Genomic DNA, 25,744 nt, shown 5'->3' with positions numbered 1-25,744 from the left:
CCCCGCGACAGAAAGGCGCGGCGCCCGGGCTGGGCGCCGCGCCTTCGAAGGCCGGGGTGGTCAGCTCTTGAGCAGGGCGCGGGCCATGACCATGCGCTGGATCTGGTTGGTGCCCTCGTAGATCTGGGTGATCTTGGCGTCACGCATCATGCGTTCCACCGGGAAGTCACGGGTGTAGCCGGCGCCGCCGAACAGTTGCACCGCGTCGGTGGTCACCGACATCGCCACGTCGCTGGCGTAGGCCTTCGCCGCCGAGGCCATGAACCCCGCCCGCGCATCACCCCGCTCGGTGGCCGCGGCCGAGGCGTACACCAGGTGCCGGGCCGCCTCGATCTTCATGCCCATGTCGGCGAGCATGAACTGCACACCCTGGAACTGTCCGATCGCCGTGCCGAACTGCTTGCGCTCCTTCACATACGCCACCGCCGCGTCCAGCGCGCCCTGCGCGATACCCAGCGCCTGCGCCCCGATCGTCGGGCGGGTGTGATCCAGCGTGCGCAGCGCCGTCTTCAACCCCGTACCCGGCTCACCGATGATCCGCTCCGCCGGAATCGTGCAATTCTCGAAATGGATCTCCCGCGTCGGCGAGCCCTTGATCCCCAGCTTGCGCTCCTTCGGCCCCACCGAGAACCCCGGATCGTCCTTGTGCACCACGAACGCCGAAATCCCGTTCGACTTCTTCGGCGCCTCCGGATCGGTCACCGCCATCACCGTGTACCACGCCGACTCCCCGGCATTGGTGATCCACGCCTTCGTGCCGTTGAGCACCCACTGGTCCCCGTCCAACCGCGCCCGGGTCCGCATCGACGCCGTGTCCGACCCCGCCTCCCGCTCCGACAACCCGTAAGACGCCGTGGCCCCCGCCGCGATCTCCGGCAGAACCAGCTTCTTCAACTCCTCCGACGCCGACAACAGGATCGGCTGCGTCCCCAGCTTGTTCACCGCCGGAATCAACGACGCCGACGCATCAACCCGCGCCACCTCCTCGATCACGATGCACGCCGCCACCGCGTCCGCACCCTGACCCTCGTACTCCTCCGGAATGTGCACCGCGTTGAACCCCGACGCATTCAGCGCTTGCAAGGCTTCGTACGGGAACCGCTCCTTCTCGTCCACCTCGGCGGCGTACGGTGCGATCTCCTTCTCCGCCAGCGCACGGACGGCGAGCCGCAGCTCCTCGTGCTCCTCGGGCAGCTGGTACATCAGGCGTCCTTCCGGTAGTCGTAGAAGCCGCGGCCGGACTTGCGGCCCAGCAGACCCGCGTCGACCATGCGCAGCAGCAGCGGCGGGGGAGCGTAGAGCGGTTCCTTGAACTCCGCGTACATCGACTCGGCGACCGCCTTCGTCGTGTCCAGCCCGATCAGGTCGGCCAGCCGCAGCGGGCCCATCGGGTGGGCGCAGCCGTGCACCATGCCGGCGTCGATGTCGGCGGCCTCGGCGAAGCCGGACTCCAGCATGCGGATCGCCGACAGGAGGTAGGGGATCAGCAGCGCGTTGACCACGAACCCGGCCCGGTCCGGCGCGTGCACCACCGTCTTGCCCAGCGTCGCCGTCGCGAACTCCGCCGCCCGGTCGCGGGTCTCGGCCGAGGTCAGCAGCGACGGGATCAGCTCCACCAGCGGCAGCACCGGCACCGGGTTGAAGAAGTGGATGCCCACCACCTGCGCGGGCCGCCCGGTCGCCGCCGCCAGCTTCATGATCGGGATCGACGAGGTGTTGGACGCCAGGATCGCGTCCGGCCGCTGCACGACCTCGTCGAGCCGGCCGAACACCTCGGCCTTGACCTGCTCGTCCTCGGCCACCGCCTCGACCACCAGATCCCGGTCGGCGAAACCTGCCAGGTCCACCGTGTAGGACAGCCGCGAGGCCGCCGCCTCGGCGTCGTCCGCGGCCAGCTTCCCGGCTCGCACCGCACGCTCCAGCGACTTGCCGATCCGCTCCCGGGCCGCGGTCAGCGCCGCCTCGCCGACTTCGGCGACCACCACGTCCAGCCCTGCCCGGGCACACACCTCGGCGATGCCCGAGCCCATCAGCCCGCCGCCGACCACGCCGACCTTCGAGATGTCCATGCCCCGCAGATTAGTAGGAAGTCCTACCTTTGTACTGCGATCCAGCTCACGCTCCCGGGCCGCGCGCCATCTCGCAGCGCCGGGCGGGTTCCTCCGCGCCGCGGGGCCCGACGGTGACCCGTCTGGCCGTCACTGCCCGGTGGGCCGCAACGTCAACCGCAGGTAGTCCTCCATCGGCCACCGCTGGGCAAGGCGGCGGCGCAGGCCGGAGACGTGCGACAGCACCTCGTCCTTGCCCGTGAAGGCCGGTTCGGCGACGGCGAACGTCCGCCCCTTCCACACGAGCGTGCCGCCACCCTCCTGGAGGTTGCGGATCCAGTCGGTGCGGCGGCCCCAGGGCAAGCCGATGTAGACGGCGCCGGGCGTGGAACCGACGATCGCGATCGGCGTCTGGTACGGCTTGCCCGACTTGCGGCCCCGGTGCCGGACGAGGGCCCACAGCGGTGCCACCCGGCGACCGGCGAACTTGACGGCAACCTTGTTGAACGCTTGGGCGAAGGCCGGTGGCCGGCGGTTCTGAGTGGTCATGCCCCGTAGTGTGCCAGATTTCCACGGGTGTTGAAATGAATGCTGAGGCCGCTCTCAGGTGCGTCCCGGCTCCCCGGACCGCGTGCGCACCGCCGCGCCGCTCAGGTGGCGGCGCCGAACCACGTGGGCAGGTGCCCGAGCAGGTCCTGCTGCTCGTCGCCGGCCCACGCGACGTGGCCGTCCGGGCGCAGCAGCACGGCGGGCACATCCAGCTCGTCGCTGACGTCGACCACGTGGTCGACCCGGTCCGCCCAGCCCGCGACCGAGAGCCGTCCGGTCTGGTCGAGCAGCACTCCGCGGCCGGTGTGCATGTGCGCGTAGAGGCGTCCCCGCCGCAACCCCACGTCCCGCATCCGCCGGCCGACCATGTCGTGACCCCCGCCGAAGTCGTAGCGCACCCCGATCGCCGTGATCTTGTCGAGCAGGTACCGGGTCACCTGCTCGTTGTCCATCAGCTCGGACAGCAGCCGGCGCACCGCCCGGGGGCCGGAGGCGGGCGTTTGCAGCTCGGACTGCGCACGGGTGTGGTTGAGCACGTCGGCGGCCACGGGGTGCCGTTCGGTGTGGTAACTGTCCAGCAGCCCGGCGGGCGCCCAGCCGCCGACCTCGGCGGCCAGTTTCCACCCGAGGTTGACCGCGTCCTGGATACCCAGGTTCAGCCCCTGCCCGCTCAGCGGCGGGTGAACGTGCGCGGCGTCGCCGGCCAGCAGCACCCGGCCGGTCCGGTAGCTCTCGGCCAGCCGGGTGGCGTCGCCGAAGCGGGACAGCCAGCGCGGTGAATGCACGCCGAAGTCGGTGCCGGCGAACGCCCGTAGCTGCCGCGCGACCTCGTCGAGCGTCGGCGGGACCGTCCGGTCCCCGGTGACCTTCGCCGCCGGCACGAGGACCCGGTGCACCCCGTCGCCGGCCGGCGCGAGACCGAACCCGTGGTGGGTCTCGCGGACCCGCGCCACCACGGCCGCCAGTTCGGCCGGCGGTGTGGTCACCTCCATCTCGCCCAGCAGCCACTCGCGGGCGGCGGGTTCGCCCGGGAATCCGATACCGAGCAGCGTGCGCACCGTGCTGCGGCCGCCGTCGCAGCCGACCAGGTACCGCGAGCGCAGCCGGGTGCCGTCCGCGAGCTCGGCGGTCACGCCGTGGTCGTCCTGGCTCAGCCCGGTCAGTTCGGCGCCGCGCCGGATCCCGGCACCGAGCGCGCCGGCGTGCTCGGCCAGCAGGCGATCGGTGACGGTCTGCGGGATGCCCAGGATCCAGGGGTGCGCGCTGTCCACCAGCCCGGCGCCGGGCTTGCCGATCCCGGCGAAGCGCAGGCGATCGAGCGGGTACCGCTGGCCGTGGGCGAGGAACCGGTCCAGCAGGCCGCGCTGGTCGATCACCTCGATGCTGCGCACGTGCAGTCCGAGCGACCGCACCACCGTGGTCGGCTCCGCGTCCTTGTCCAGCACGACCACGCGCACGCCGTGCAGCCGCAACTCGGCGGCCAGCATCAGACCGGTCGGCCCGGCCCCGGCGACGATCACATCGAACACGAAGATCCCCCTGCACTGCGTTGACGGTGCCCGAATCCGGCTGCGGCCGGGAGATTGTGCGGCACAGCCCGGGTCTTGCCGCAAGGCCCCCGTCCCGCGATACGGTGACAATGGCAGGGAATCTTCCTGCGCCGCACCCCACCTCCGTCCGCGGCTGGGCCGTGCCGTCGAATCGTGTTGCGGATCCTTGACGGGCGTCACTGATGCGCTAGTCTCGGAGCATGTCCGCGGTGGCTGCGTTCCGACTGGGTGCAAAGCAGCGGGAGTACCAGAACTGGGTGCGTGACGTGGCCACCGGCAAGCTCGCCGGGTCCGGCTCCGGCCGGGTCGACCGCGAGCTCGTGCGGACGCTCGGTGAGCTCGGGCTGCTCCGGGGGCTGTTCGGCGGCCGGCCGGGCGAGGACCCCTCCGATGCCGCTGCCGTGCAGTTGTGCCTGCTGCGCGAGACGATCGCCCAGATCAGCACCGAGGCGGAGACCGCACTCGCCCTCCAGGGGCTGGGCAGCTACCCGATCCTGCAATCCGGCTCGGCCGAGCTGCGCGCGCGGTGGATTCCCCCGGTGATCTCCGGCGAGGCCGTCGCCGCGTTCGCGCTCACCGAGGCCGGTGCGGGGTCGGACGCGGCGAACCTCCAGCTGCGCGCCGAACGCGACGGCGAGGGCTGGGTGCTGACCGGCGAGAAGCTGTGGATCTCCAACGCGCCGGGCGCCGACGTCTACACCGTGTTCGCCCGCACCACGCCCGGCGCCGGTGCGCGCGGGGTCACCGCGTTCGCGGTGCCCGGGGACAGTGCCGGGCTCTCCGGTGAGCCGCTGGAGATGCTTTCGCCGCACCCGATCGGGCGCCTGGAGTTCGACGGCGTGCGGGTCGGCGCCGGTGCGGTCCTGGGCGAGGTGGACCGGGGCTTCGCCGTCGCGATGCGCACGCTGGACCTGTTCCGGCCCAGCGTCGGCGCCTTCGCGGTGGGCATGGCCCAGGCGGCGCTCGACCTGACCGTCGCCCACGTCCGCGAGCGCCAGGTGTACGGGGCACCACTGGCCGGCCAGCAGGCCGTGGCGCACCGCATCGCGGACCTGGCCACCGAGCTGGAAGCGGCCCGCCTGCTCGTCTACGCCGCGGCCGCCGCGTACGACGAGGGCGCGGAGCCCCAAGCGCAACCCCGGCGGTCGGCCATGGCGAAGCTGTACGCCACCGAGGCCGCGCAGCAGATCATCGACGGGTGCGTGCAGCTGCACGGCGCCGCGGCCCTGCGGCGCGGCCACCCGCTCGAGCACCTCTACCGGGACGTGCGGGCGCTGCGCATCTACGAAGGTGCCTCCGAGGTCCAGCGTTCCCTCATCGCACGCCATCTGATCGGCAGGGAGTACACCCGATGACCTACCGCTTCCACGCCTCCCCGCGGCTCACCGAGGACTGGCGGCACTTCCGGTTCGGCAAGGCCGACGGCGTCGCGACGGTGACGCTGGACCGGCCGGAGAAGCTCAACCCGCTGACCTTCGAAAGCTACGCCGATCTGCGCGATCTGCTGGCCGAGCTGCCGCACCACCAGGACGTGCGGGTGCTGGTGATCCGCGGTGAGGGCAAGGGGTTCTGCGGCGGCGGCGACGTCGACGAGATCATCGGCGAGCTGATCAAGATGGAGCCGCGGGACCTGATGCGGTTCACCAAGATGACCGGCGCGGTGATCCGGGCGATGCGCGACTGCCCGATCCCGATCATCACCGCGGTGCACGGCATCGCGGCCGGCGCCGGCGCGGTGGTGGCCCTCGCCTCGGACTTCCGGGTGGTCGGGCACTCCGGCCGGTTCGCCTTCCTGTTCACCAAGGTGGGGTTGTCCGGCGGGGACATGGGCGCGGCCTACCTGCTGCCGCGCGTGGCCGGGCTCGGCCGGGCGACCGAACTGCTGATGCTGGGCGACACGATCGACGCCGAGACCGCGGACCGCTACGGCCTGGTGTCGCGGCTGGTCGCCGACGACGAGCTGGACACCGCGGTCGCCGAGCTCGCCCGCAGGCTCGCCGACGGGCCGACGCTGGCGCTGGCCCAGACGAAATCGCTGCTGACCGCCGAGCTGGACATGTCCATTTCGGCGTCGATGGAGCTGGACGCGATGACACAGGCCCTGCTCATGACCACCCGCGACCACGCCGAGTTCCACGCGGCGTTCACCGAGCGCCGGGCGCCGCGGTGGGAGGGCCGGTGAGCGACGGGCGGGTCGCGCTGGTCACCGGTGCCGGCCGGGGCATCGGCCGCGCCATCGCCCGGCGGCTGAGCGCCGAGGGCTGCCGGGTCGCGCTGGTCGCGCGCAGCCGGGACCAGCTGGCGGAGACCGCGAGCGGCTGCGCCGCGCCGGTGAAGATGATCCCCGCGGACGTCACCGATCCGGACGCGGCCGACCGCGTCCACACCGAGATCGAACGGGACTGGGGTCCGGTGGAGGTGCTCGTGGCCAACGCCGGCGCGGGCCACTCGGCCCGCCTGGAGCGCACCACGGATGCCGACTGGCAGCGCATGCTGGACCTCAACCTGACCGCACCGTTCCGGTTCGTGCGGCGCGCGGTGCCCCCGATGCGGGCGGCCGGGTGGGGGCGGATCGTCGTGGTGGCGTCCACCGCCGCGCGGATCGGCGAGCCGTACATCGCGGCCTACACCGCGAGCAAGCACGGGGTGCTGGGCCTGGTGCGTGCCGCGGCGGCGGAACTGGCCCGCACCGGCGTGACGGTGAACGCGGTGTGCCCCGGGTACGTGGACACGCCGATGACCGAGCAGACGATCGGCACCATCGTGGCCACGACCGGGCGCAGCCCGGGTGAGGCCAGGGAGACGCTGGCACGCAAGCAGCCGATCGGCCGGTTGATCAGCCCCGCGGAGGTGGCCGACGCGGTGTGGTTCTGCGTCGGGGCGGGTGCGGTGACCGGGCAGGCGATCCAGGTGGACGGAGGGACGGTGCAGTGAGCGTGCAACGGGTCGACCCGCCGGAACTGGCGCAGCCGCGGGGGTTCTCGCACGCGGTGGTCGCCAGCGGGACGACGATCTTCCTGGCCGGGCAGACCGCGCTCGACGCCGGTGGGCGCATCGTCGGCGGCACCGTCGTCGACCAGTTCGAGCGGGCGCTGTCGAACCTGTTCACCGCCCTGCGTGCCGCCGGTGGTGAACCGGACCGGCTGGTGAGCCTCACCGTGTACGCCACGGACCTCGCGGACTACCGCGCGCACGCCCGGGAGATCGGAGCGGTGTGGCGGCGCCTGGCCGGCCGCGACTACCCGGCGATGGCGGCCGTCGGGGTGTCCCGGCTGTGGGATGCCGACGCGCTGGTGGAGGTGCAGGGCTTCGCCGTGGTCTGACCCGGGTCAGGCGCTGACCGCCGCCGCGCGCAGCGACTCGACGTAGTCGTGGGCCGGACCGGCCAGCCTGCGGCGCAGGTCGAAGAACACCTCCGCCGCGCGCAGGCCGATCCAGTGCGGCGGCAGCACTTCCAGGGGCAGCCCCGGCTCCAGGTAGGGCAGGCGGCGCCAGTCGGTGAGCGCGGTGACATAGTCGGCGAAGGCGCGGGCGCCGTCGATGCGGCGCCGCCGCCGGTAGCCGCTCAGCACCGGAGCGTGGCGGGTGAGGAACGCGTCGTAGAGCTCGTGCAGCCGGTCCAGGTCCCACCAGGTGCGCACGCGCTCCGCGGTCGCGGCGAACCCGGCGTGATCGGACCGGAACAGGTCGACGTAGCTCTCGAGTCTGTGCCGCGCCAGGGTTTCCCGCGTCTCGTCGAGCAGGTGCGCCGGGGCGATCCACACGCCGGCGGAGACGGTGCCGAACCCGAGCCAGGACAGCCGGGAGCGCAACTGGTGGCGTTTGTCGCGTTCGGACTCGGGCACGCTGAACACCACGATCAGCCAGCCCTCGCCGGTGGTGGCGCGGCGGCGCCGGAAGATGCGGCGGTCGCCCTCGTCGAGGATTTCCCGTGCCGTGCCGGAGAGTGCGTACCCGGCGACCCCGCCGGCCTTGGCCGCGGTGAGCAGGCCCCGGCGCTTGAGCCGGAAGATCGACGAGCGCACCGAGGGCTCGTCCACGCCGCACCGGGCGAGCATCTGGATCAGGGCGGCGACGCTCATCCAGCCACCCGTCTCCCGGGCGTAGAGGCCGTAGACGGTGACGATCAGCGCGCGTGGTTTCGGTGCGCGCCCGGAGTCCTCGGGATCGGTGGGCACGCGGGCCAGCTTATCGGGCCCGGCTTCTTCTGACGATTGCTTGACTGTCGTCACGAAGAGAGAATACTTGCCCTATGACCACCGTCGGTCCGGGCCTCAGCCCCTCCGCGCACGTCGACACGTTCTGCCGGGACCACCTCCCGCCGGTGGAGTCCTGGCCGGAATTCCTCACCGAGCTCCCCGGGCTGCACTACCCGCAGCGGCTCAACTGCGGCGTGGAACTGCTCGACGCGGTGATCGCCGAACGCGGGCCGGACCGGCGGTGCCTGCTCACCCCGGACGGCCGGGCCTGGACCTACGGGGATCTGCGCGACCAGGTCGACCGCACCGCGCGGGTGCTCACCGAACAGCTCGGCGTGGTGCCCGGCCAGCGGGTGCTGCTGCGCGGCCCCAACACGCCGGCACTGGCCGCGTGCTGGCTCGCCGTGATGAAGGCCGGCGCGGTCGCCGTGCCCACCATGCCGCTGCTGCGGTCGGCGGAACTCAGCACGATCGCCGAGATCAGCAAGGTCGGTCTCGCCCTGTGCGACGCGCGGTTCGCCGGCGAGCTGCGCGCGGCCGACCTGCGCGGCGCGGCGGTGGTCACCTACGGCTCCCCGGCGCCGGACGACCTGGACGCGCGAACCCGCGGCGTGCCGGCCGCGTTCACCGCCGTCGACACCGCCGCCGACGACGTCGCCCTGCTGGCCTTCACCTCGGGCACCACCGGGCGGCCGAAGGCGACCATGCACTTCCACCGCGACATCCTCGCGATCGCCGACACCTTCTCCCGCCACGTCCTCAAGCCCCGCGCGGACGACCTGTTCACCGGGACACCGCCGCTGGCCTTCACCTTCGGCCTCGGCGGGCTGCTCGTCTTCCCGCTGCGTGCCGGGGCGGCCACCCTCCTGATCGAGAAGGCGTCCCCGGACCAGCTCGCGGACGCGATCGAGACGCACGGTGTCACGGTCTGCTTCACCGCCCCGACCGCGTACCGGTCGATGCTGCGCTCGGGCCGGGGCGCCGCGCTGGGCCGGCTGCGGCGCGCGGTGTCGGCGGGGGAGCACCTGCCGGCGACCACCTGGCGCGCCGTGCACGACGCGACCGGCCTGGCGCTCATCGACGGCATCGGTTCCACCGAAATGCTGCACATCTTCGTCTCCGCCGCCGACGACGACATCCGGCCGGGCGCGACCGGGCGGGCCGTGCCCGGCTACCGGGCCGCCATCCTCGACGACCACGGCGATCCGCTGCCCCCGGGCATGCCAGGGCGGCTGGCGGTCAAGGGCCCGACCGGCTGCCGCTACCTCGCCGACGACCGGCAGGCGGTGTACGTGCAGAACGGCTGGAACATCACCGGGGACACCTTCGTCGCCGACTCCGACGGCTACTTCCACTACCTCGCCCGCAACGACGACATGATCGTCTCGGCCGGCTACAACATCGCCGGTCCGGAGGTCGAGGAGGCACTGCTCGCGCACGACGCCGTGCAGGAGTGCGGCGTGGTCGGTGTGCCCGACACCGAGCGCGGGCAGATCGTCAAGGCGTTCGTGGTCCTGCGGCCGGACGTCGCGGAGGACGCGGACCTGGTGGCCGAGCTGCAGCGGTTCGTCAAGCAGCGGATCGCGCCCTACAAGTACCCGCGCGCGATCGAGTTCGTGGACGGCCTGCCGCGCAGCGCCACCGGGAAGCTCCAGCGGTTCAAGCTGCGGCAGCGCGCGCACACCGAGGCCGGGTGAGGGGGCGGGATGCGGATCGCGGTCATCGGCGGCGGCCCGGGCGGCCTGTACTTCGCCGCGCTGGCGAAACAGCTGAGCCCGGGAGACGAGATCGACGTGTGGGAACGCAACGCCGCCGACGACACCTTCGGGTTCGGCGTGGTGTTCTCCGACGAGACGCTCGGCGGCATCGAACACGCCGACGAGACGATCTACCGGAAGATGGAGCGCGAGTTCGCCCGCTGGGACGACATCGACGTGCACTACCGCGACCAGGTCCTCACCAGCGGCGGGCACGGATTCGCCGCGATGAGCCGGAAACGGCTGCTGCAGATCCTCCAGCAGCGGTGCACCGAACTCGGTGTGCGGCTGCACTTCCGCACGCTCGCCCCCGACCCCGGCCGGCTCGCCGCCGCCTACGACCTCGTCGTCGCGGCCGACGGGCTGAACTCCGCGGTGCGCACCCGCTACGCGGAGGTCTTCCGCCCGGCACTGGAAACCCGGCGCTGCGCCTACATGTGGCTGGGCACCGACAAGGTGTTCGACGCCTTCAAGTTCTACGTACTCGACACGCCCTACGGCGTCATGCAGATCCACGGCTACCCCTTCGACGCCTCCGGCAGCACCTTCATCGTCGAGATGGCCGACGAGGTGTGGCAGCGGGCGGGGTTCGAGAGCTTCGCCGACCGGGGGTTCGCCCCCGGCGAGTCCGACGAGAAGTCGATCGCACTGGTGCGGGAGCTCGTCGCCGATGTGCTCGGCGACGCGCAGCTGCTGGCGAACAACTCCCGGTGGATCCACTTCACCACGGTGCGCAACCAGCGGTGGCGCCACGGCAACATCATCCTGCTCGGCGACGCCGCGCACACCGCGCACTTCTCGATCGGGTCCGGCACCAAACTGGCCATGGAGGACGCCCTCGCGCTCGCGGCGGCCCTGCACGAGCAACCGGACGTGCCGGGCGCGCTCGCCGCGTACGAAGCCGAGCGGCGGCCGGTGGTGGAGTCGACCCAGCGCGCCGCGCAGGCCAGCCTGGAGTGGTTCGAGAACCTGGGGCAGTACGTGCACCAGGACCCGGTGCAGTTCGGGTTCAACATCATGACGCGCAGCCGCCGCGTCACCTACGACAACCTGCGGGTGCGCGACCCCGAGTTCGTCGAACGGGTCGACGAGTGGTTCGCCCGGCACGAGCAGCGGCGCGGACACGGCGACGGCAGCGTGCGGCCGCCGATGTTCCAGCCGCTGCGGTTGCGCGGGCTGGAACTGAAGAACCGCGTCGTGGTGTCGCCGATGGACATGTACCGGGCGGTGGACGGCATGCCCGCCGACTTCCACCTGGTCCACCTCGGCGGCAAGGCCCTCGGCGGCGCCGGGCTGGTCATGACCGAGATGGTGTGCGTGTCCGGCACCGGCCGCATCACGCCCGGCTGCACCGGGATCTACACCGCCGGGCAGGCGCGCGAGTGGCGGCGGATCACCGACTTCGTGCACACCGAGAGCACCGCGAAGATCGGCATCCAGATCGGGCACTCGGGCCGCAAGGGCTCGACCCGGCTGATGTGGGAGGGGATCGACCAGCCGCTGCCGTCGGGCAACTGGCCGGTCGTCGCTCCTTCGCCGCTGCCGTACCGGCCCGGGGTGAACCAGGTGCCGCGCGAGCTGACCGTGGCGGACCTGCGCGAGATCCGGGGGCAGTTCACCGCGGCCGCGGCACGCGCCGCGGACGCCGGGTTCGACCTGCTCGAACTGCACTGCGCGCACGGGTACCTGCTGTCGTCGTTCATCTCGCCGCTGACCAACCACCGCACCGATCACTACGGCGGTGACCTGGCGGCGCGGCTGCGGTACCCGCTGGAGGTGTTCCGCGCGGTGCGGGACGTGTGGCCGGCGGAGCGGCCGATGAGCGTGCGGATCTCGGCCACGGACTGGTGCGAGAACGGCATCACCGCCGACGACGCCGTGGAGATCGCCGCCGCCTTCGCCGACGCCGGAGTCGATGTGGTGGACGTGTCCACGGGTCAGGTGCACCCGGACGAGAAGCCCGCGTTCGGCCGGTCGTACCAGACGCCGTTCGCCGACCGGATCCGCAACCGGACGGGCATCGCCACGATGGCGGTCGGCGCGATCTCCTCCTACGACGACGTGAACTCGATCCTGCTGGCGGGCCGCGCGGACCTGTGCCTGCTGGGCCGTGCCCACCTCTACGACCCGAACTGGACCCTGCACGCGGCCGCGGAACAGGAGTACGCGGGCCCCGGCGCCGACTGGCCGGTGCCGTGGCGCGCGGGATCGCGGCGCCCGCAGGCCGGCCGCACCGAAGGTCCGAAGCCGCGCCTGGAGCTGATCCGGCACGGTATGCCGGGCACCGCGCACCGCCGGTGGCGGCCCGGGCGGGAGTGACGGCGGGACCGCTCCGGTTGCCGCGCACGGCTTCTCGTCCGGAGTGGCCACGGCCGCGGCGGCGAACCGGTTGGTGCTACTGACAGTGTCACCGCGGTTCACCCGCTCTGTTGCTGGAAGATCAACTACTGTCGGGGCATTCGTCCGGTTCGACGCACAGGAGTTGATGAATGCCCGCGGCTGCCCTCGTCGCGATGTACGTCGGGGAGGACCCGGGCCACCGTCGGGCCTTGCGGTCCCTCGCACCGGCACAGCCGGCGCCGCGGTGGGAGATCGCGGACCCGAGCCCGGCCGGGATCCGAGCGGTGCGACGGTCCGATCCGGACATCGTGGTCGTCGACGGTTCGGCCGACGCCCCGATGCGACTGTGCCGTCAGGTCCGCGCGGCGGCCCCGTCGGCCGTCGTGTTCGTGCTGGCTTCCGACGCGGCGCCGGTGAACGATCTCGCCGCCGCCGACCTGGACGGGATCGCCGACGGGGTGATCAGCAGTTCCCTGTTCACCCGGGAGTTGCCGGGAAACCTCTTCGGCGCCCTGTCCGAGGCGGCCGCGGTGACCCGCCCACCGGCCGGGCCGCCGGGCGACCCGCGAGCCGGCCTGACTGGGCAGGAGATCGCGGTCCTCGAGCGCGCCGCACGGGGGATGACGGCGGACGACAGCGCCCCGGAACTCGGTCTCACCCCCAGCGCCGTGCGGTCCGCGTTGCGCTCGGCGAAGACGAAGCTGCGGGCGTCGTCCCGGGCCCAGGCGGTGGCTCTCGCGATCAGGGCAGGACTTTTCGCGCCCTGATCCGGGTCCTCGCGTCAGGTTCGGCCGTGCCGGCCGGTCTGTACGGTGTGGCCAGGTGGACGCTGATGGGATTGGCGTGGGTGGTGGCGGTCGTGTTCGCCGTGCCCGCCGTCGCAGCCCCGCGCGCCGACCCCGACCCGTATCTGGCGCTGCACCGGGAAGCGGAGGACGCTTACCAGGACCTCGGGCGAGCCCGGGGCGAACTCGGTGCGCTCCAGGTGGAGACCGGCGCCAGGGAGGCCGAACTCGCCGCCGCCGAGCGGGCGGAATCGGCCGCCCGGAGCGGCACCGAGTCGGCCCAGGAGACCTTGCGTGCCGCGCGATCGGCCGCACTCCAGGCACGCCAGCGCGTCACCGACTTCTACTCCGGCGTCACCGCGGAGTTCCGGCGTGGCCGGGAGTTCGCGGTGCTCGACAGTGGCCGGCCGCGGGAGTACCACGCGGCGTTGCCCCTGCTCGACTTCCTCGCCGATGACCAGCTCGGCGAGGTGCGCTCGGCCGATGACGCTGTCCGCCGAGCCGAGTCCGCCGTCACCGGGTCCGCGGACACCGTGGCGCGGGCCGGGAGCACGCGCGCCGAGGCGGCCGCCGCGCTCGAGTCCGCCCGGGCGCGGCGGGATGCCGCGGCTCGCGTGCTCCAGGACGCCCAGAGCCGGATGGCGAGCGTGGCGGCCAGGCTGGTCACCCCAGCGCCCCGGCCACCCGATTCGGGACTCCCCGGCGGTGACGCCGGGAACGTCGTGCGGTTCGCGCTGGCACAACTCGGAAAACCTTACGTGTGGGGAGCCGAAGGGCCTGCTGCCTACGACTGCTCGGGCCTCGTGCTGGCCGCCTACCGGGCGATCGGCGCGAGTGTGCCGAGGACGAGCGCGCAGCAGGCCACCGTCGGCGTGCCCGTGCCACGCGACCAGGTGCGCCCCGGTGACCTGATCTTCTACTACCAGCCCGTCAGCCACGTCGCCCTGGCGATCGACAACTCGCGTGCGGTGCACGCGTCCCGTCCGGGTGAGCCGGTCGGGATCGCGGGGATCGAGGCGATCGGCCCGGTCACCGGGATCCGGCGGCTACTGCGCTGAAAAAGCTCGAGAAGAAGGAGAAATCGTGTCCACGACCACCGCCCGCCGGTTGTCCGTCCCCGCCGTCCACGCCAGACCCGCGATCCGGGTCGCGGTGGCCGACTCGCTCCCGCTCCTGCGCGAGGGGCTGTTCGCGCTGGTCCAGCGCAGCCCGGTGATGCGCTGGGCCGGTCACGCCACCACGGGGCCGGAGCTGGTCCACCTGGTCGGGCACACCCAGCCCGACGTCGTCCTGCTCGGCGCCGGTGCGAACCGTGAGCCGCAGCTCGCCGCCGTGCTGGCCGCCGCGCGGAGCACACCCGCGGTGGTCGTCCTGGTGGAGCCCGGCCAGGTGAACCGCGCCTACCTGGGTGAGGCGCTGCGCGCCGGTGCGCGCGGGGTGGTAGCGCGCGACGCGGACCCGTTGCGCATCGCCGAGGCGATCACCACCGCCAGCCGGCAGATCCACATCGACGGGCAGCTGAGAAGCGTGCTCCTGCCCGGGGAAGCGCCGGGTGCGCTGCCCGGGCCGCTCCCGGTTCCGCGGCGGCCCGCGCTGACCGGGCGCGAGTACGAGGTGCTGCATCTCCTCGCGGAAGGCCTGAGCACCACGCAGATCGCCGCCGGGCTGCTGCTGTCCGTGGAGACGATCCGCACCCACGTGCGGGGTGTGCTGCGCAAACTCGGCGCGCGGGACCGCACCCACGCGGTCGCCCTGGCGTTCCGGAGCGGCTTGCTGGTGGTGCCCGAGCAGCCCACCGGGGAGGGGCGGACGGCGCTGTCGCCGGTGTGATGAACCGGGGGTCAGGCGTGCAGGATCCCGAGGTTGAAGTTGGTGTGGCCGAGGGACCTGCTCAGCCGCTGCCGCAACGGGAACAGCATCTCCATCGACCGTGCGCCGGTGATGTCACCGAGGTCGACGATCGCGTGCGGGGGCCAGCCGAACTCGCGCAGCAGGCCGGTCACCATCGTTTTGGCCTGTCTGCTGTCGCCGGCGAGGAACGCAACGTGGTCGCCGGGCACCCGCTTCGGGTTGACCATCACCGAGGGGCTCACCGTGTTGAGGGCCTTGACCACTCTGGTCTGGGTGAACGCCGCCTGGATGTCCTCGCCCAGGCTCCGGTCGCCGGTTCTGAGCCGGGGCGGGTCCGCGGCCGGGTCGCCGACCGGGTTGGCGACGTCGACCAGTACCTTGCCGGCGAGTGCCGCCGCGCCGGCCGCGTGCAGCGCGTCCAAAGTGGCCGTTCCCGGGGTGGCGTTGAGCACGATCGACGCGGACCGCGCCGCCTCCGCGTAGGTCCCGGCGCGGGCCAGCTCACCCGCCGACCGGAGCCACCGGGTGATGTGCGGCCGCCCGGGGTCGCGGGTACCGATCACGACGCGGTGCCGGAGGTCGACCAGGCGCGCGGCCAGCGTGCGTCCGACGATCCCGCTGCCCAGTACCGAAATCCGCACGCGATGGTCCTTTCCAGACTGTCGGCATCGGATGCGCGACAGACGATCGCGCCCCGTTCCCCGGTATACCTCGGCGGGACGTTCCGGGCAATACGGATGCCGGACGGAGCGGGTGAGGAAGATCGGGTGCATCACCGGTCACGGGAACCGTGCTGCTCGTACTGCTCGTACTGCCGCCGCAGGGCCGTGCGCGCCCGCCACACCAGCGAGCACGCCGCGGCGGGCGCGATGCCGAGTTCGGCGGCCACGTCCTGCGGGCGGTGACCGAGGACCTCGACCATCCACAGGACCCGGCGCCAGCGGGCCGGCAGGGCGGCGAACGCCGCCGGCATGGCCAGGACCAGCCCGTCGGCGGTCACGTCCGGTGCGGCGGCCCGGTGCCGGTGGACCAGGATCGCGTACGCCTCCCGGTCGCCGCCGCGAGCCGTGCCCAGTCGTTCGTCGTCCGGCATGCCGGCCAGCTCGCGTGTCGCGGTGTCACCCATCGGTCCTCCCTCTGCGCACTTCCTGTGATGCAACTACAGAAGGGGCACACCGATAGGGTGAACTGACGCTACTCAGACGCGACCGTTCCCGCCCTGTTCAGCCGAACGGGCGGTTAACGGGTGTTACGGATAACGACGGTCCGGGTCAGCTCGATACCGCGAACCCCACCCGGCGCCCATCGTCACGAATCGGCAACACTGCTCCATTTTCGCGGCCGGCCGCCGCTCAGAGCGGCGGCTCGTCGACCAGGGACGGGAACAGGTCCAGCAGCCACTCGGCGCGCCGCACGGGATCGGCGCCCGGTGGCCGCCGCCTGATCGACAGGACGAGGTCCGACGACCCGGGCAGGTCGCGCACGAGTTCGCCCAGCTGCTCGGCCCGCGCGCGCTCGGTCACCAGGACCGCCATGTCGCAGGGGCCGACCGCTCCCGCCGATTCGCGGGCGCGCAGGTGCGGGCGGATGCGGTCGGCGATCATCGTGCGCACCGACGCCGACGACCACGGCGCCGTTCCCGGTTCCCATCGCGCCACCCAGACGTGGACGTCGGCGTCGTCGTAGCCGGGCGAGGTGAGATCGTGCAGGAACGCGGCCCTCGTCCGCACCGTGGTGACCGGGTCCGTGCCGTGCGCGAGCACCGCGTCGCGAGCGACGATGCGCCGCGCGGCGCGGCCGGCCATCGCGGTCAGCTCGGCCGGTGACGGCCCCAGACCGATCGCGGGCAGGCACGACGCGAGGGCGGCGAGGTCGCGTTCGAAGTCGTCGGCGGTGGCGGCCGAGCCGAGACGCTGATCAGCCAGCTCGAGGAGGGCGGGGAACAGGTCGGTGCCGGTCAGGCACGCCTCGGCGACGGTGTGCACGGCGTCGAGCGGCCAGGTGAGGTCCGCCGGCCACCCCCGTTGCGCCGACCGCGCCCGCCAGCGGTTCAGCAGGTTCGTCACCGCCGCGGACACCGTGCTTCCCGGCGGTCCCGCGACGTCTTCACGTTCCTCATCGCCGTAGTGCGCCGGCGGGCATTCCACCACCGAACCCCCCTCGAACAGCGCACGGCTACCAGGCTTGGACTGGCCACAGTATGGCGCAGCCGGCCACCGTCCACATCGCATTGGATGTGATGCTACTCACGGCCCCGGTTCGGTGTCGAGGTCAGGCGGGGACCGTGGTCTGACCCGGGGTGCGGTGGGGGACGATCGCCGTCGCGGCCGGTCCCGCATCCGCCGGAAGCAGGCCGAGGGCGCGCGCCCGGGCGAGCGCTTCGTCCCGGCTGCCGGCCTTGAGCTTGCGGTACAACCCGCGAACGTGCGTCTTCACGGTGTTGTAGGAGATGAAGAGCTGGTGCGCGATCCGCTGGCTGGGCAGCCCGGCGGCGAGGTAGTCCAGGATGTGCCGCTCCCGGTCGGTGAGCACGACCAGGTCCAGCCGCTCCGGGAAGAGGTCCGGCACGTTCCGGAGCGCGGGCTCCCGCAGCAGGGCCAGGGCGTCGAAGCCGGCGTGCGAGACCACGTCGGCGAGTTCCGCGCGGGGGACGGTCCGGAACGGACGCAGCAGTCCGGTGCGGCGCGCGGACGAGGCGGCGCGGCGCACCGTCCCGGCGGAACCGGTGCGATCACCCGACCGCAGCTGCGCGATGGCCCGGATGAGCATCAACTCCAGTTCGAGCGACCGCGGTGCGGCACGCAACCACGCGAGATCCTCGCAGTGCCGCATCGCTTCCGCGGGGTTTCCGCCGAGCAGCAGCAACCGCGCGCGGATCACCCGGAGCAGCGGGTGCCGCGGATCGAACTCGTCGAGCACCGCCGAGGCGTGGTTGCCGTGCCCCAGCGCGATGAGCAGATTGGCCTCGGCCGCGGCCAGGAGCGGGCCGGCGACGGCGCCCGGCCCGCGGTCGCCGCCGTGCGCGGCGCGGACCTGGTCCAGGTGTTTCAGCCCGCCGAGCGCGTCGCCGGCGGCCCAGAGGTATCCACTGTGGACGAACGCGGTGACCGGCCACAGCGGGTCCGGGCCCGGCAGCCGGTGCAGCCGGCTGACGCACTCCGCGGCGGTCTTCAGGTCGAGCCGGTCGAGCGCCAGGATCGCCCGGGCGAGCGTGCCCGATCGGGTGCCGGCTGCTTCGGCCGGCACACCGGTGACGTCGCCGCCGGTCGCCAGCGAGACGAGGGCGAGCTGTCCCTGCGCCTCCGAGGCCTCCGACGCCTCCGAGGCCTCCGCCGGCCCGGCGAGGTCGGCGGCCGTCGAGAGCGCGTGGCGCGCCCCCCGGAGGTCACCGGTGAGCAGCCGGGTGGTCCCCACCTCCTGGAAGAGCCGGGACAACCGGGGCGATCCCGCACCGGCGAAGGTGAGCAGCCGGTCGCCGTGGGCTGTCGCGCGGAGGAGCAGGCCGCGGCGGCGGAGTACCAGGAGCGTGGCCAGACCGGTGTCGAGAACCTCCGGGAGCGCTGACGGCTCCGGCGCCGACGGCGGGAGCGGCGGAAGTGCGGCGAACACCCGGTTGTCCGGTGCGCGCAGCAGCAGATCGCGGGCCGCCATGGCCCGCGCGCTCGTTTCCAGAGCTGGGACGGGGAGGGCGGCGAACGCGGACCGCAGCACGTCGGTGTGGTTCTCCAGCAGGTCGAGCCAGTTCTCGTCGACGATCCGCACGGCCAGTTCCGGGTCCTGCGCCTGCACGGCCTCCGACAGCGCCGCGGCCGGCCGCCGGTGGTCCCGGTACCACTGCGCGGCTCGCCCGCGCAGCTCGCGAACCCGCGCCGGGTGGCGGGTGCGGAACACCCCGGACAGCGCGGCGCGGGCGGCCTCGGCCCACCGGGCGGTGTCAGCGGCGGGGCCGGGCCCGGCCAGCAACCCGAGGGCACCCAGCCGTGTCAGCTGCTCGCCTCGCTCGCCGCCGGTCAGCGACGCCAGCAGCCCGGTCGGCGCGGGGCCGAGGAGGGCGGCGGCGAAGGCGAGATCGCGAACCCGTTCATCGTCCAGTTCGGACAACAGCCGGTCACGCAGGTACTCGGTGACGATGGAGGGTGCCGACGGTGCCGGCCGGCCGGCCCGGGCCAGCTCGCGCAACACGATCGCCGCGGCGCGGACGGGTTCGGGCCAGCCACCGCACTCGTGGTGGACGGCCTCGGCCCACTGCGGCGCCCCGGTGAGCCCGCACGCCTGCAGCACCGCCTGGGTTTCGTCCACGGTGAACGCGAGGTCGTGCGCGGTCAGTTCGACGGCGTCCAGGTCGAGGCGGCGGTGCCGGGCGAAGTGGCGCTCGCCGCGCACGCACACCACGAGGCGCAGGCCCGGACAGTCACGCAGCAGGTACAGCAGATCGCGCTCGACGCCACCGTCGGCGATCTCGTCGAAGTCGTCGACGACGAGCACCAGGTCACCGCATGCCCGGACCGCGCGGGCCAGCCCGTGCAGCGGGGACCGGGCCGGATCGTCCGGGCCGGTGACCCCGGTGTCCAGCAAGGCATCCCGCACTCGGTCCCAGAACTCCGCCGCGCTACCGGTGGCGCGCACCCGCACGGCCGGCTTGTTCCCGCTGCCCCGCAACCATTGCGCCACGAGCGCGGTCTTGCCGAATCCCAGCGGTGCCCGCAGCACCGTCAGTGCCGACGGCTGGTCGAGCTCGCGCATCAGCCGCGGCCGCACGATGAGTTCGCGTCCCACGCGCACCCGGTCTTCGTTCACAGTCGACTCCCTGCCACTGCCGTTCCACCCGAGAAGACCGCGGGTGACCGCCGGACATGTCGCGGGTGAGGTGAGGGTGAGGTCACAGCGGGGCGGCCGGGGCGGGCGGCGCCGGGCCGGGCGGGCGGGGGTGATCACGGGGTGGAATGCGGCGGTTCCGCTCGCGTCCGCTCCGCCGTCCGGCCTACGACTGATCAGTCCCATCCGCACGTGGCTGTCCGCGTGGTCGGGGGGTGGGTCGAGGTGTCCTTGTCAATCGACAGGCCTGGAGATCGCCGTGTCCGCAGATCACACTGCTCAACCGGACGCTGCCGCCGAAAGACCGCCACGCCGGCGCGGGCGGCAAGCCCGGCAACGTGTTCCACTGAGTCAACGATGGCGCCGCCTGGGGCGGGGACCCCGCCGCGGTCTCGCGGCCGGCGCGTCACTGGCCGTCCTGGCCTCGGTCGTGGTGGCGGGAGGAGTGACGGGTGCGGGCACGACGGCCAGTGCGGCCTCCAGCACCACAGTCACCTGCTCGACCGATCCGAACATCTTCAACACCGGCTACGACCGGGCGAGCGGTGGCGCGCTGCCGGGCGGTACCGACCCCAGCTGGGAGGTCGCCGGGCCGTTCGGGCCGACCAACCCGCTGCCCGCCGCCGCCCCACCGCCGGCCGGGGCCACGTGGGGACCGGCCAACGTCAGCCGGATCACCCCGTTCTGGGACCCGAGCCCGTACAACAACGCGGAGTGGATCTCGCAGCAGACCACGGCGAATCCGGACCAGGGCGTGCCCCGGGGCGACTGGTACTACCGGTACCAGTTCACCCTGGACTCCGCGGTGGACCCCGCCGCGTTCACCCTGGCCATGAACTTCCTGGCCGACAACACGGTGACCGAGGTCTACGTCAACGGCGTGCCGCAGAGCTCCAAGACGACCGGGCTGCCGAGCGCACCGGCCGGCCAGGACCCCTACTTCTTCGCCGGGTTCAAGACCCCCTCCGCCGCGCAGACCACGCTGAACCACGACTGGCGTTCCGGTCTCAACACGATGGTCGTGCAGGTGAAGAGCGGGCAGGGTGCGGAGGGCTTCCTCGCCCAGATGCGCCCGAGCGTGCTCTGCCCGACGCTGGAGGTCACCAAGACGGTGGCCGGCCGCGCGTCGGCCGACGACCAGTTCACGCTGAGCGTGGCCGACAGCACCGGCACGGTGATCAACTCGGCCACCACGTCGGGCACCGGCACGACCGCGAGCAGCGGAGCGACCCCGGTGCGCACGGGCGCCACCTACACCATCACCGATGCGATGGCGGCGGGCGCGGCGAGCCGGCTGAGTTACTACCGGCCCACGATCACCTGCACCAACACCACGACCGGGCAGGCGGTGGCGGCCACGGGCTCGGCACCGTCGTGGAAGTTCACCGTGCCGACGGCGGGAGCGTTCCGCTGCGCGGTGACCAACACCGCGACGCAGGCCTGGAACTGTGACGCCTTCGGGTACCTGTTCCAGACGCCGTCGGCCACCAGCCCGAACGACATCTTCCAGGTGGACCTGGCGACGGGTGCGGCGAAGAAGATCCTGGAGACCCCGACGCCGGTGAACGCGGTCGGGTTCAACACCCTGGACAACTACTTCTACGGCTTCGACAACGCCGGTCACCTGGTCCGGGTCAACGCCGACGGCAGCCTGACCGATCTCGGTGTTCCCGCCGGGATCCCGGCCGCCCAGGCGTTCAACGTCGGTGACTTCGACAGCAACGGTCACCTGTGGGTGACCGCGTCGGTCTCGCCCATCACCTGGTACGAGGTCGACCTCGCGCCGGGATCGGCCACTTACGCGCGGGTCGTCGCGTCCGGCTCGGTCACCGTGCCGGCCGGCCTCCAGCCTGGAGCGGACTGGTCGTGGATCGGTGGCGCTCTCTACAACGTGGGCTACGACGCGAACGGTGTCCCGCACCTGCTGAAGTTCGATCCGGCCGCCGGCACGTTGATCGACACCGGCCGCATCATCGGGATGCCGGACCACCAGTACGTGGGAGCCACCTACGCCGACGCGGCGGGCTACCTGTACAGCTCGGACAACACCACCGGCGACATCTACCGCACCGACCCGCGCACCCGCCAGTCGATCCTGGTCTCGCACGGTCCCGCCTCCGGTGGCAACGACGGCGCCCGCTGCGCCAGCGCGCCGATCCCCACCATCACGGTGGAGAAGCAGGTGGCCGGCCGGGTCCAGGCCGCCGACCAGTTCACCGTCGGCCTCCAGGCCGGCGGTACCCAGCTGACCGCGGCGACCACCACGGGGACGAACACCTCGGCGAGCACGGCGAACTGGCCGGTGACGCAGGGCGCCACCTACACGATCACCGACGCGATGGCACCCGGCTCCCCGGACGCGATCAGCGCCTACGCCGCGACCATCACCTGCGTGGACTCCACCACCGGTGACCCGGTCCCGGCAGGCGGGGACGGTCCGTGGACCCTGACGGTGTCCACCACGCACAACTACAGGTGCACGGTCACCAACACGCCCGGAACCCCGTCGTACGAGGTGACCAAGACCGCCGGGACCGCCGGTCCGGTCCACCCGGGTGACAAGGTCACCTACACCGTGACCGTCCGCAACACCAGCAGTGTCCCCTACACCGCGGAGAACCCCGCGTCGTTCACCGACGACCTGTCGGCGGTGCTGGACGACGCGACCTACAACAACGACGCGGACAACGGGGCGACCTACACCGCGCCGACCCTGTCGTGGTCGGGTCCGCTGGCCGTGGGCCAGTCCGTCCAGGTGCACTACTCGCTGACGGTCAACGACCCGCACACCGGTGACCAGCGGCTGGCCAACGCCGTGGTCACGCCACCGGGCACCGGCGGCAACTGCGCCGCCGGGTCCACCGACCCCGCGTGCACCACGACGACGCCGTCGAAGTCGTTCAGCGTCACCAAGTCCGCCTCGCAGCAGGACGCGAACCCGGGCGACACGATCACCTACACGGTCGTGGTGACGAACACCGGCCAGGCCGCCTACCCGGCCGAGGCGCCGGCGTCGTTCACCGACGACCTCTCGGCGGTGCTGGACGACGCGACCTACAACAACGACGCGACCGGCGGGGCGACCTACGCCGAACCGGTGCTGTCGTGGTCGGGTCCCCTCGCCGTCGGCGAATCCGTCACGGTCACGTACACGGTGACGGTCCACGACCCGGACACCGGTGACAAGCGGCTGGTGAACGCGGTCAGCAACCCGCCGGGCACCGGTGGTGGCTGCGCCCCCGGATCGACCGATCCCGCGTGCCACAACGTGGTTGCGGTCCGGTCGTTCTCCGTGGCCAAGAAGGCCGAGCCGGCCGAGGCCGGGCCGGGCGACACCGTGACCTACACGGTGGCGGTGACCAACACCGGTCAGGCCGCCTACACCGCGCAGAACCCGGCCGGCTTCACCGACGACCTGTCGGGGGTGCTGGACGACGCGACCTACAACAACGACGCGACCGGCGGTGCCACGTACGCCGAACCGGTGCTGTCGTGGTCGGGCCCGCTCGCCGTCGGGCAGACGGTCACGGTGACCTACTCGGTGACCGTGCACAATCCCGGCACCGGTGACCACGACCTGGTCAACGGCGTCAGCGCACCACCGGGCGTGCCCGGCTTCACCTGCGCGGACGGCTCGCTCGGCCCGTGCGCACCGGGCCACGTGCCGGTGTCCGACTACACGGTGACCAAGACGGCGTCGGCCGCCAAGGCCGGCACCGGCGAGAAGGTCACCTACACCGTCACGGTGACCAACACCGGCCGGACCGGCTACACGGCCGCCAACCCGGCCACGTTCACCGACGACCTGTCCGGCGTCCTGGACGACGCCACCTACAACGGTGACGCCACCAACGGCGCCACGGTCGACCGGAACACGCTGTCCTGGTCCGGCCCGCTCGCGGTCGGCCAGTCGGTGACGGTGACCTACTCGGTGACGGTGAACGCGCCGAGCACCGGTGACCACCACCTGCGCAACGCGGTGACCGGCGGCGGCAACTGCCCGCCGGGCGCGGACGCCGCGGCCTGCCGGACGGACACGCCGGTCGCGTCCTACACGGTCGCCAAGTCCGCGTCGGCCGGGAAGGCCCTGCCCGGCGACACCATCACCTACACGATGACGGTGACCAACACCGGTCAGGCCGACTACACGGCGGAGAACCCGGCCGCGTTCAGCGACAACCTGGCCGCCGTGCTGGACGACGCCACCTACAACAACGACGCCACCAACGGCGCGCAGTACGTGGCGCCGGTGCTGTCGTGGTCCGGTCCGCTCGCGGTCGGGCAGACGGTGACGGTGACCTACTCGGTGACCGTCGGCAACCCGGACAGCGGTGACCACCAGCTCACCAACGCCCCGGTGCTGCCGGACGTCCCCGGCGCCGGATGCGCCGACGGCACGCCCGGACCGTGTGACCCGGTCCAGACACCGGTGCAGTCCTACGACGTGGTCAAGACGGTCGACAAGACCAAGGCCGCGGCGGGGGACAAGCTCACCTACACGGTGACGGTGACCAACACCGGCAAGGTCGACTACCCGGCCGGGGCCCCGGCGAGCTTCACCGACGACCTGTCGGCGGTGCTGGACGACGCGACCTACAACAACGACGCGACCGGCGGGGCGACCTACGCCGAACCGGTGCTGTCGTGGTCCGGTCCGCTCGCGGCCGGGCAGGCGGTCACGGTGACCTACTCGGTCACGGTGCACAGCCCGGACACCGGTGACCAGAAGCTGGGCAACACCGTGGTGACCCCGGCGGGCGGCGGCAGCTGCCCCGCGGGGACCACCAACCCGCAATGCACGGCGAACGTGCCGGGCAACCAGCTGAAGGTGACCAAGACGACCTCGTCAGCCACTGCCGCTCCGGGGGAGAAGGTGACCTACACGGTCACGGTGACCAACACCGGCCAGGCCGACTTCACCGCGCAGGACCCGGCGAGCTTCACCGACGACCTGTCCGGGGTGCTCGACGACGCCACCTACAACGGTGACGCCACCGGCGGCGCCACGGTCGACGGGACCACGCTGTCCTGGTCCGGTCCGCTGCCCGCGGGGCAGTCGGTGACGGTGATCTACTCGGTGACCGTGCACGACCCGGACACCGGCGACCGGTTGCTGGACAACAAGGTGGTCACCCCGCCGGAACTGAACGGCAACTGCACCACGGGGTCCACCGACCCCGACTGCGCCACGCGGACCAGCGTGCGGTCGTTCGAGGTGGTCAAGCACGCCTCCACCGGCCACGCCGGACCGGGCGGCAAGGTCACCTACACCGTCACGGTGACCAACACCGGGCAGGTGGCCTACACCGCGGACAAGCCGGCGAGCTTCACCGACGACCTGTCCGGGGTGCTCGACGACGCCACCTACAACGGTGACGCCACCGGCGGCGCCACGGTCGACGGGACCACGCTGTCCTGGTCCGGTCCGCTCGCGGTGGGCGGCACGACGACGGTCACCTACTCGGTCACGGTGAACGATCCGGCCCGTGGCGACGGGAACCTCCACAACGTGGTGGTCACCCCGCCGGGTTCGGGCGGGTTCAACCCGGGCGGCAACTGCGCCGCCGGTGCGGACAACCCGGACTGCCGGACCGACACGGCGGTCGACACACCGGCCGGTCCCGGCAAGCCGGGCGCGCCGGGCGCCTCGGGTGGCGGCAAGCTCGCCACCACGGGTGACAACACCTGGCTGCAGCTGCTCGTGGCGGGGATCCTCCTCGCACTCGGCGGGGCGCTGCTCACGGTGATCAGGGTCCGCCGCCGCCACGGCTGACCCGCTCGACGCTCGGCCCGTCCCGCCCCGCGACTTCCGGGGCGGGACGGGCGGAGCCCGCCAACCAGAAGGAGCAC

19 protein-coding genes are annotated in these 25,744 nt (G+C 72.5%); 10 read left to right on the top strand and 9 right to left on the bottom strand.

Annotated features, from left to right (window positions below):
* Positions 1-60: 60 nt before the first annotated feature.
* The 4 genes from FHX45_RS04660 to rox all read right to left on the bottom strand — a co-directional run bounded on the left by FHX45_RS04660 (position 61) and on the right by rox (position 4,126).
* Positions 61-1,203, bottom strand: coding sequence for an acyl-CoA dehydrogenase family protein (locus tag FHX45_RS04660; protein WP_167096963.1), 1,143 nt, complete (start codon positions 1,201-1,203; stop codon positions 61-63).
* Complete coding sequence (locus tag FHX45_RS04655; RefSeq protein WP_167096962.1) at positions 1,203-2,069, bottom strand: 3-hydroxybutyryl-CoA dehydrogenase; 867 nt, start codon at positions 2,067-2,069, stop codon at positions 1,203-1,205. Before FHX45_RS04655 ends, FHX45_RS04660 begins: the two co-directional genes overlap by 1 nt.
* A gap of 129 nt (positions 2,070-2,198) precedes the next feature.
* A complete protein-coding gene (locus FHX45_RS04650; RefSeq protein ID WP_167096960.1) occupies positions 2,199-2,597 on the bottom strand; it encodes a nitroreductase family deazaflavin-dependent oxidoreductase in 399 nt (132 codons plus the stop codon).
* A gap of 101 nt (positions 2,598-2,698) precedes the next feature.
* Positions 2,699-4,126, bottom strand: coding sequence for a rifampin monooxygenase (rox, locus tag FHX45_RS04645; protein WP_167096958.1), 1,428 nt, complete (start codon positions 4,124-4,126; stop codon positions 2,699-2,701).
* A 221-nt stretch (positions 4,127-4,347) separates the two neighbouring features.
* Here rox and FHX45_RS04640 point away from each other — a divergent pair, with 221 nt between their 5' ends.
* Genes FHX45_RS04640 through FHX45_RS04625 form a run of 4 tightly spaced genes read left to right on the top strand, consistent with a single transcriptional unit; the run spans position 4,348 to position 7,470 of the window.
* Entirely contained in the window at positions 4,348-5,502 is a 1,155-nt protein-coding gene (locus FHX45_RS04640; protein WP_167096956.1) for an acyl-CoA dehydrogenase family protein, read from the top strand.
* Positions 5,499-6,329 carry an enoyl-CoA hydratase family protein gene (locus tag FHX45_RS04635; protein ID WP_167096954.1) on the top strand — a complete coding sequence of 277 codons (831 nt, stop codon included), beginning with the start codon at positions 5,499-5,501 and terminating at the stop codon, positions 6,327-6,329. The genes FHX45_RS04640 and FHX45_RS04635 overlap by 4 nt, the downstream gene beginning before the upstream one ends.
* The gene (locus FHX45_RS04630) at positions 6,326-7,081 is read left to right on the top strand and encodes an SDR family NAD(P)-dependent oxidoreductase (protein WP_167096952.1); all 756 of its coding nucleotides are present in this window, start codon (positions 6,326-6,328) and stop codon (positions 7,079-7,081) included. The genes FHX45_RS04635 and FHX45_RS04630 overlap by 4 nt, the downstream gene beginning before the upstream one ends.
* Entirely contained in the window at positions 7,078-7,470 is a 393-nt protein-coding gene (locus tag FHX45_RS04625) for a Rid family hydrolase (RefSeq protein ID WP_167096950.1), read from the top strand. The genes FHX45_RS04630 and FHX45_RS04625 overlap by 4 nt, the downstream gene beginning before the upstream one ends.
* Before the next feature lie 6 nt (positions 7,471-7,476).
* Here the strand turns inward: FHX45_RS04625 and FHX45_RS04620 are convergent, their stop codons facing one another.
* On the bottom strand, positions 7,477-8,325 hold the full coding sequence (locus FHX45_RS04620; RefSeq protein ID WP_167096949.1) for a PaaX family transcriptional regulator C-terminal domain-containing protein: 849 nt from the start codon (positions 8,323-8,325) through the stop codon (positions 7,477-7,479).
* A 74-nt stretch (positions 8,326-8,399) separates the two neighbouring features.
* Between FHX45_RS04620 and FHX45_RS04615 the strand changes: the two genes are divergently transcribed.
* The 5 genes from FHX45_RS04615 (at position 8,400) to FHX45_RS04595 (ending at position 15,058) form a co-directional block, all read left to right on the top strand.
* Positions 8,400-10,043 carry an AMP-binding protein gene (locus tag FHX45_RS04615; protein ID WP_167096948.1) on the top strand — a complete coding sequence of 548 codons (1,644 nt, stop codon included), beginning with the start codon at positions 8,400-8,402 and terminating at the stop codon, positions 10,041-10,043.
* A gap of 9 nt (positions 10,044-10,052) precedes the next feature.
* Positions 10,053-12,422: a bifunctional salicylyl-CoA 5-hydroxylase/oxidoreductase gene (locus FHX45_RS04610; protein ID WP_167096947.1), complete on the top strand. Its 2,370-nt coding sequence runs from the start codon at positions 10,053-10,055 to the stop codon at positions 12,420-12,422.
* 170 nt (positions 12,423-12,592) lie between these two features.
* Positions 12,593-13,210, top strand: a complete 618-nt coding sequence (locus FHX45_RS04605) for a response regulator transcription factor (RefSeq protein ID WP_167096946.1) — start codon at positions 12,593-12,595, stop codon at positions 13,208-13,210.
* 65 nt (positions 13,211-13,275) lie between these two features.
* Entirely contained in the window at positions 13,276-14,286 is a 1,011-nt protein-coding gene (locus FHX45_RS04600; RefSeq protein ID WP_167096945.1) for a C40 family peptidase, read from the top strand.
* A gap of 25 nt (positions 14,287-14,311) precedes the next feature.
* Positions 14,312-15,058, top strand: a complete 747-nt coding sequence (locus FHX45_RS04595) for a LuxR C-terminal-related transcriptional regulator (RefSeq protein ID WP_167096944.1) — start codon at positions 14,312-14,314, stop codon at positions 15,056-15,058.
* A gap of 11 nt (positions 15,059-15,069) precedes the next feature.
* Here FHX45_RS04595 and FHX45_RS04590 read toward each other — a convergent pair whose 3' ends face one another.
* The 4 genes from FHX45_RS04590 to FHX45_RS28560 form a co-directional block, all read right to left on the bottom strand.
* Positions 15,070-15,720, bottom strand: a complete 651-nt coding sequence (locus tag FHX45_RS04590) for an NAD(P)-binding domain-containing protein (protein ID WP_167096943.1) — start codon at positions 15,718-15,720, stop codon at positions 15,070-15,072.
* Positions 15,721-15,851: 131 nt separating this feature from the next.
* Entirely contained in the window at positions 15,852-16,205 is a 354-nt protein-coding gene (locus FHX45_RS04585; RefSeq protein ID WP_167096942.1) for an RNA polymerase sigma factor, read from the bottom strand.
* 226 nt (positions 16,206-16,431) lie between these two features.
* Entirely contained in the window at positions 16,432-17,145 is a 714-nt protein-coding gene (locus FHX45_RS04580) for a hypothetical protein (protein ID WP_167096941.1), read from the bottom strand.
* 205 nt (positions 17,146-17,350) lie between these two features.
* Positions 17,351-19,876 carry a LuxR C-terminal-related transcriptional regulator gene (locus FHX45_RS28560; RefSeq protein ID WP_167096940.1) on the bottom strand — a complete coding sequence of 842 codons (2,526 nt, stop codon included), beginning with the start codon at positions 19,874-19,876 and terminating at the stop codon, positions 17,351-17,353.
* Between the two features lie 451 nt (positions 19,877-20,327).
* Between FHX45_RS28560 and FHX45_RS28555 the strand changes: the two genes are divergently transcribed.
* Positions 20,328-25,667 carry a DUF7927 domain-containing protein gene (locus FHX45_RS28555; RefSeq protein ID WP_167096938.1) on the top strand — a complete coding sequence of 1,780 codons (5,340 nt, stop codon included), beginning with the start codon at positions 20,328-20,330 and terminating at the stop codon, positions 25,665-25,667.
* Positions 25,668-25,744: the final 77 nt, after the last annotated feature.

Source organism: Amycolatopsis granulosa, assembly GCF_011758745.1.
Classification (GTDB): Bacteria; Actinomycetota; Actinomycetes; order Mycobacteriales; family Pseudonocardiaceae; genus Amycolatopsis_E; species Amycolatopsis_E granulosa.
This window is presented reverse-complemented; position numbering and strand designations above follow the sequence as displayed.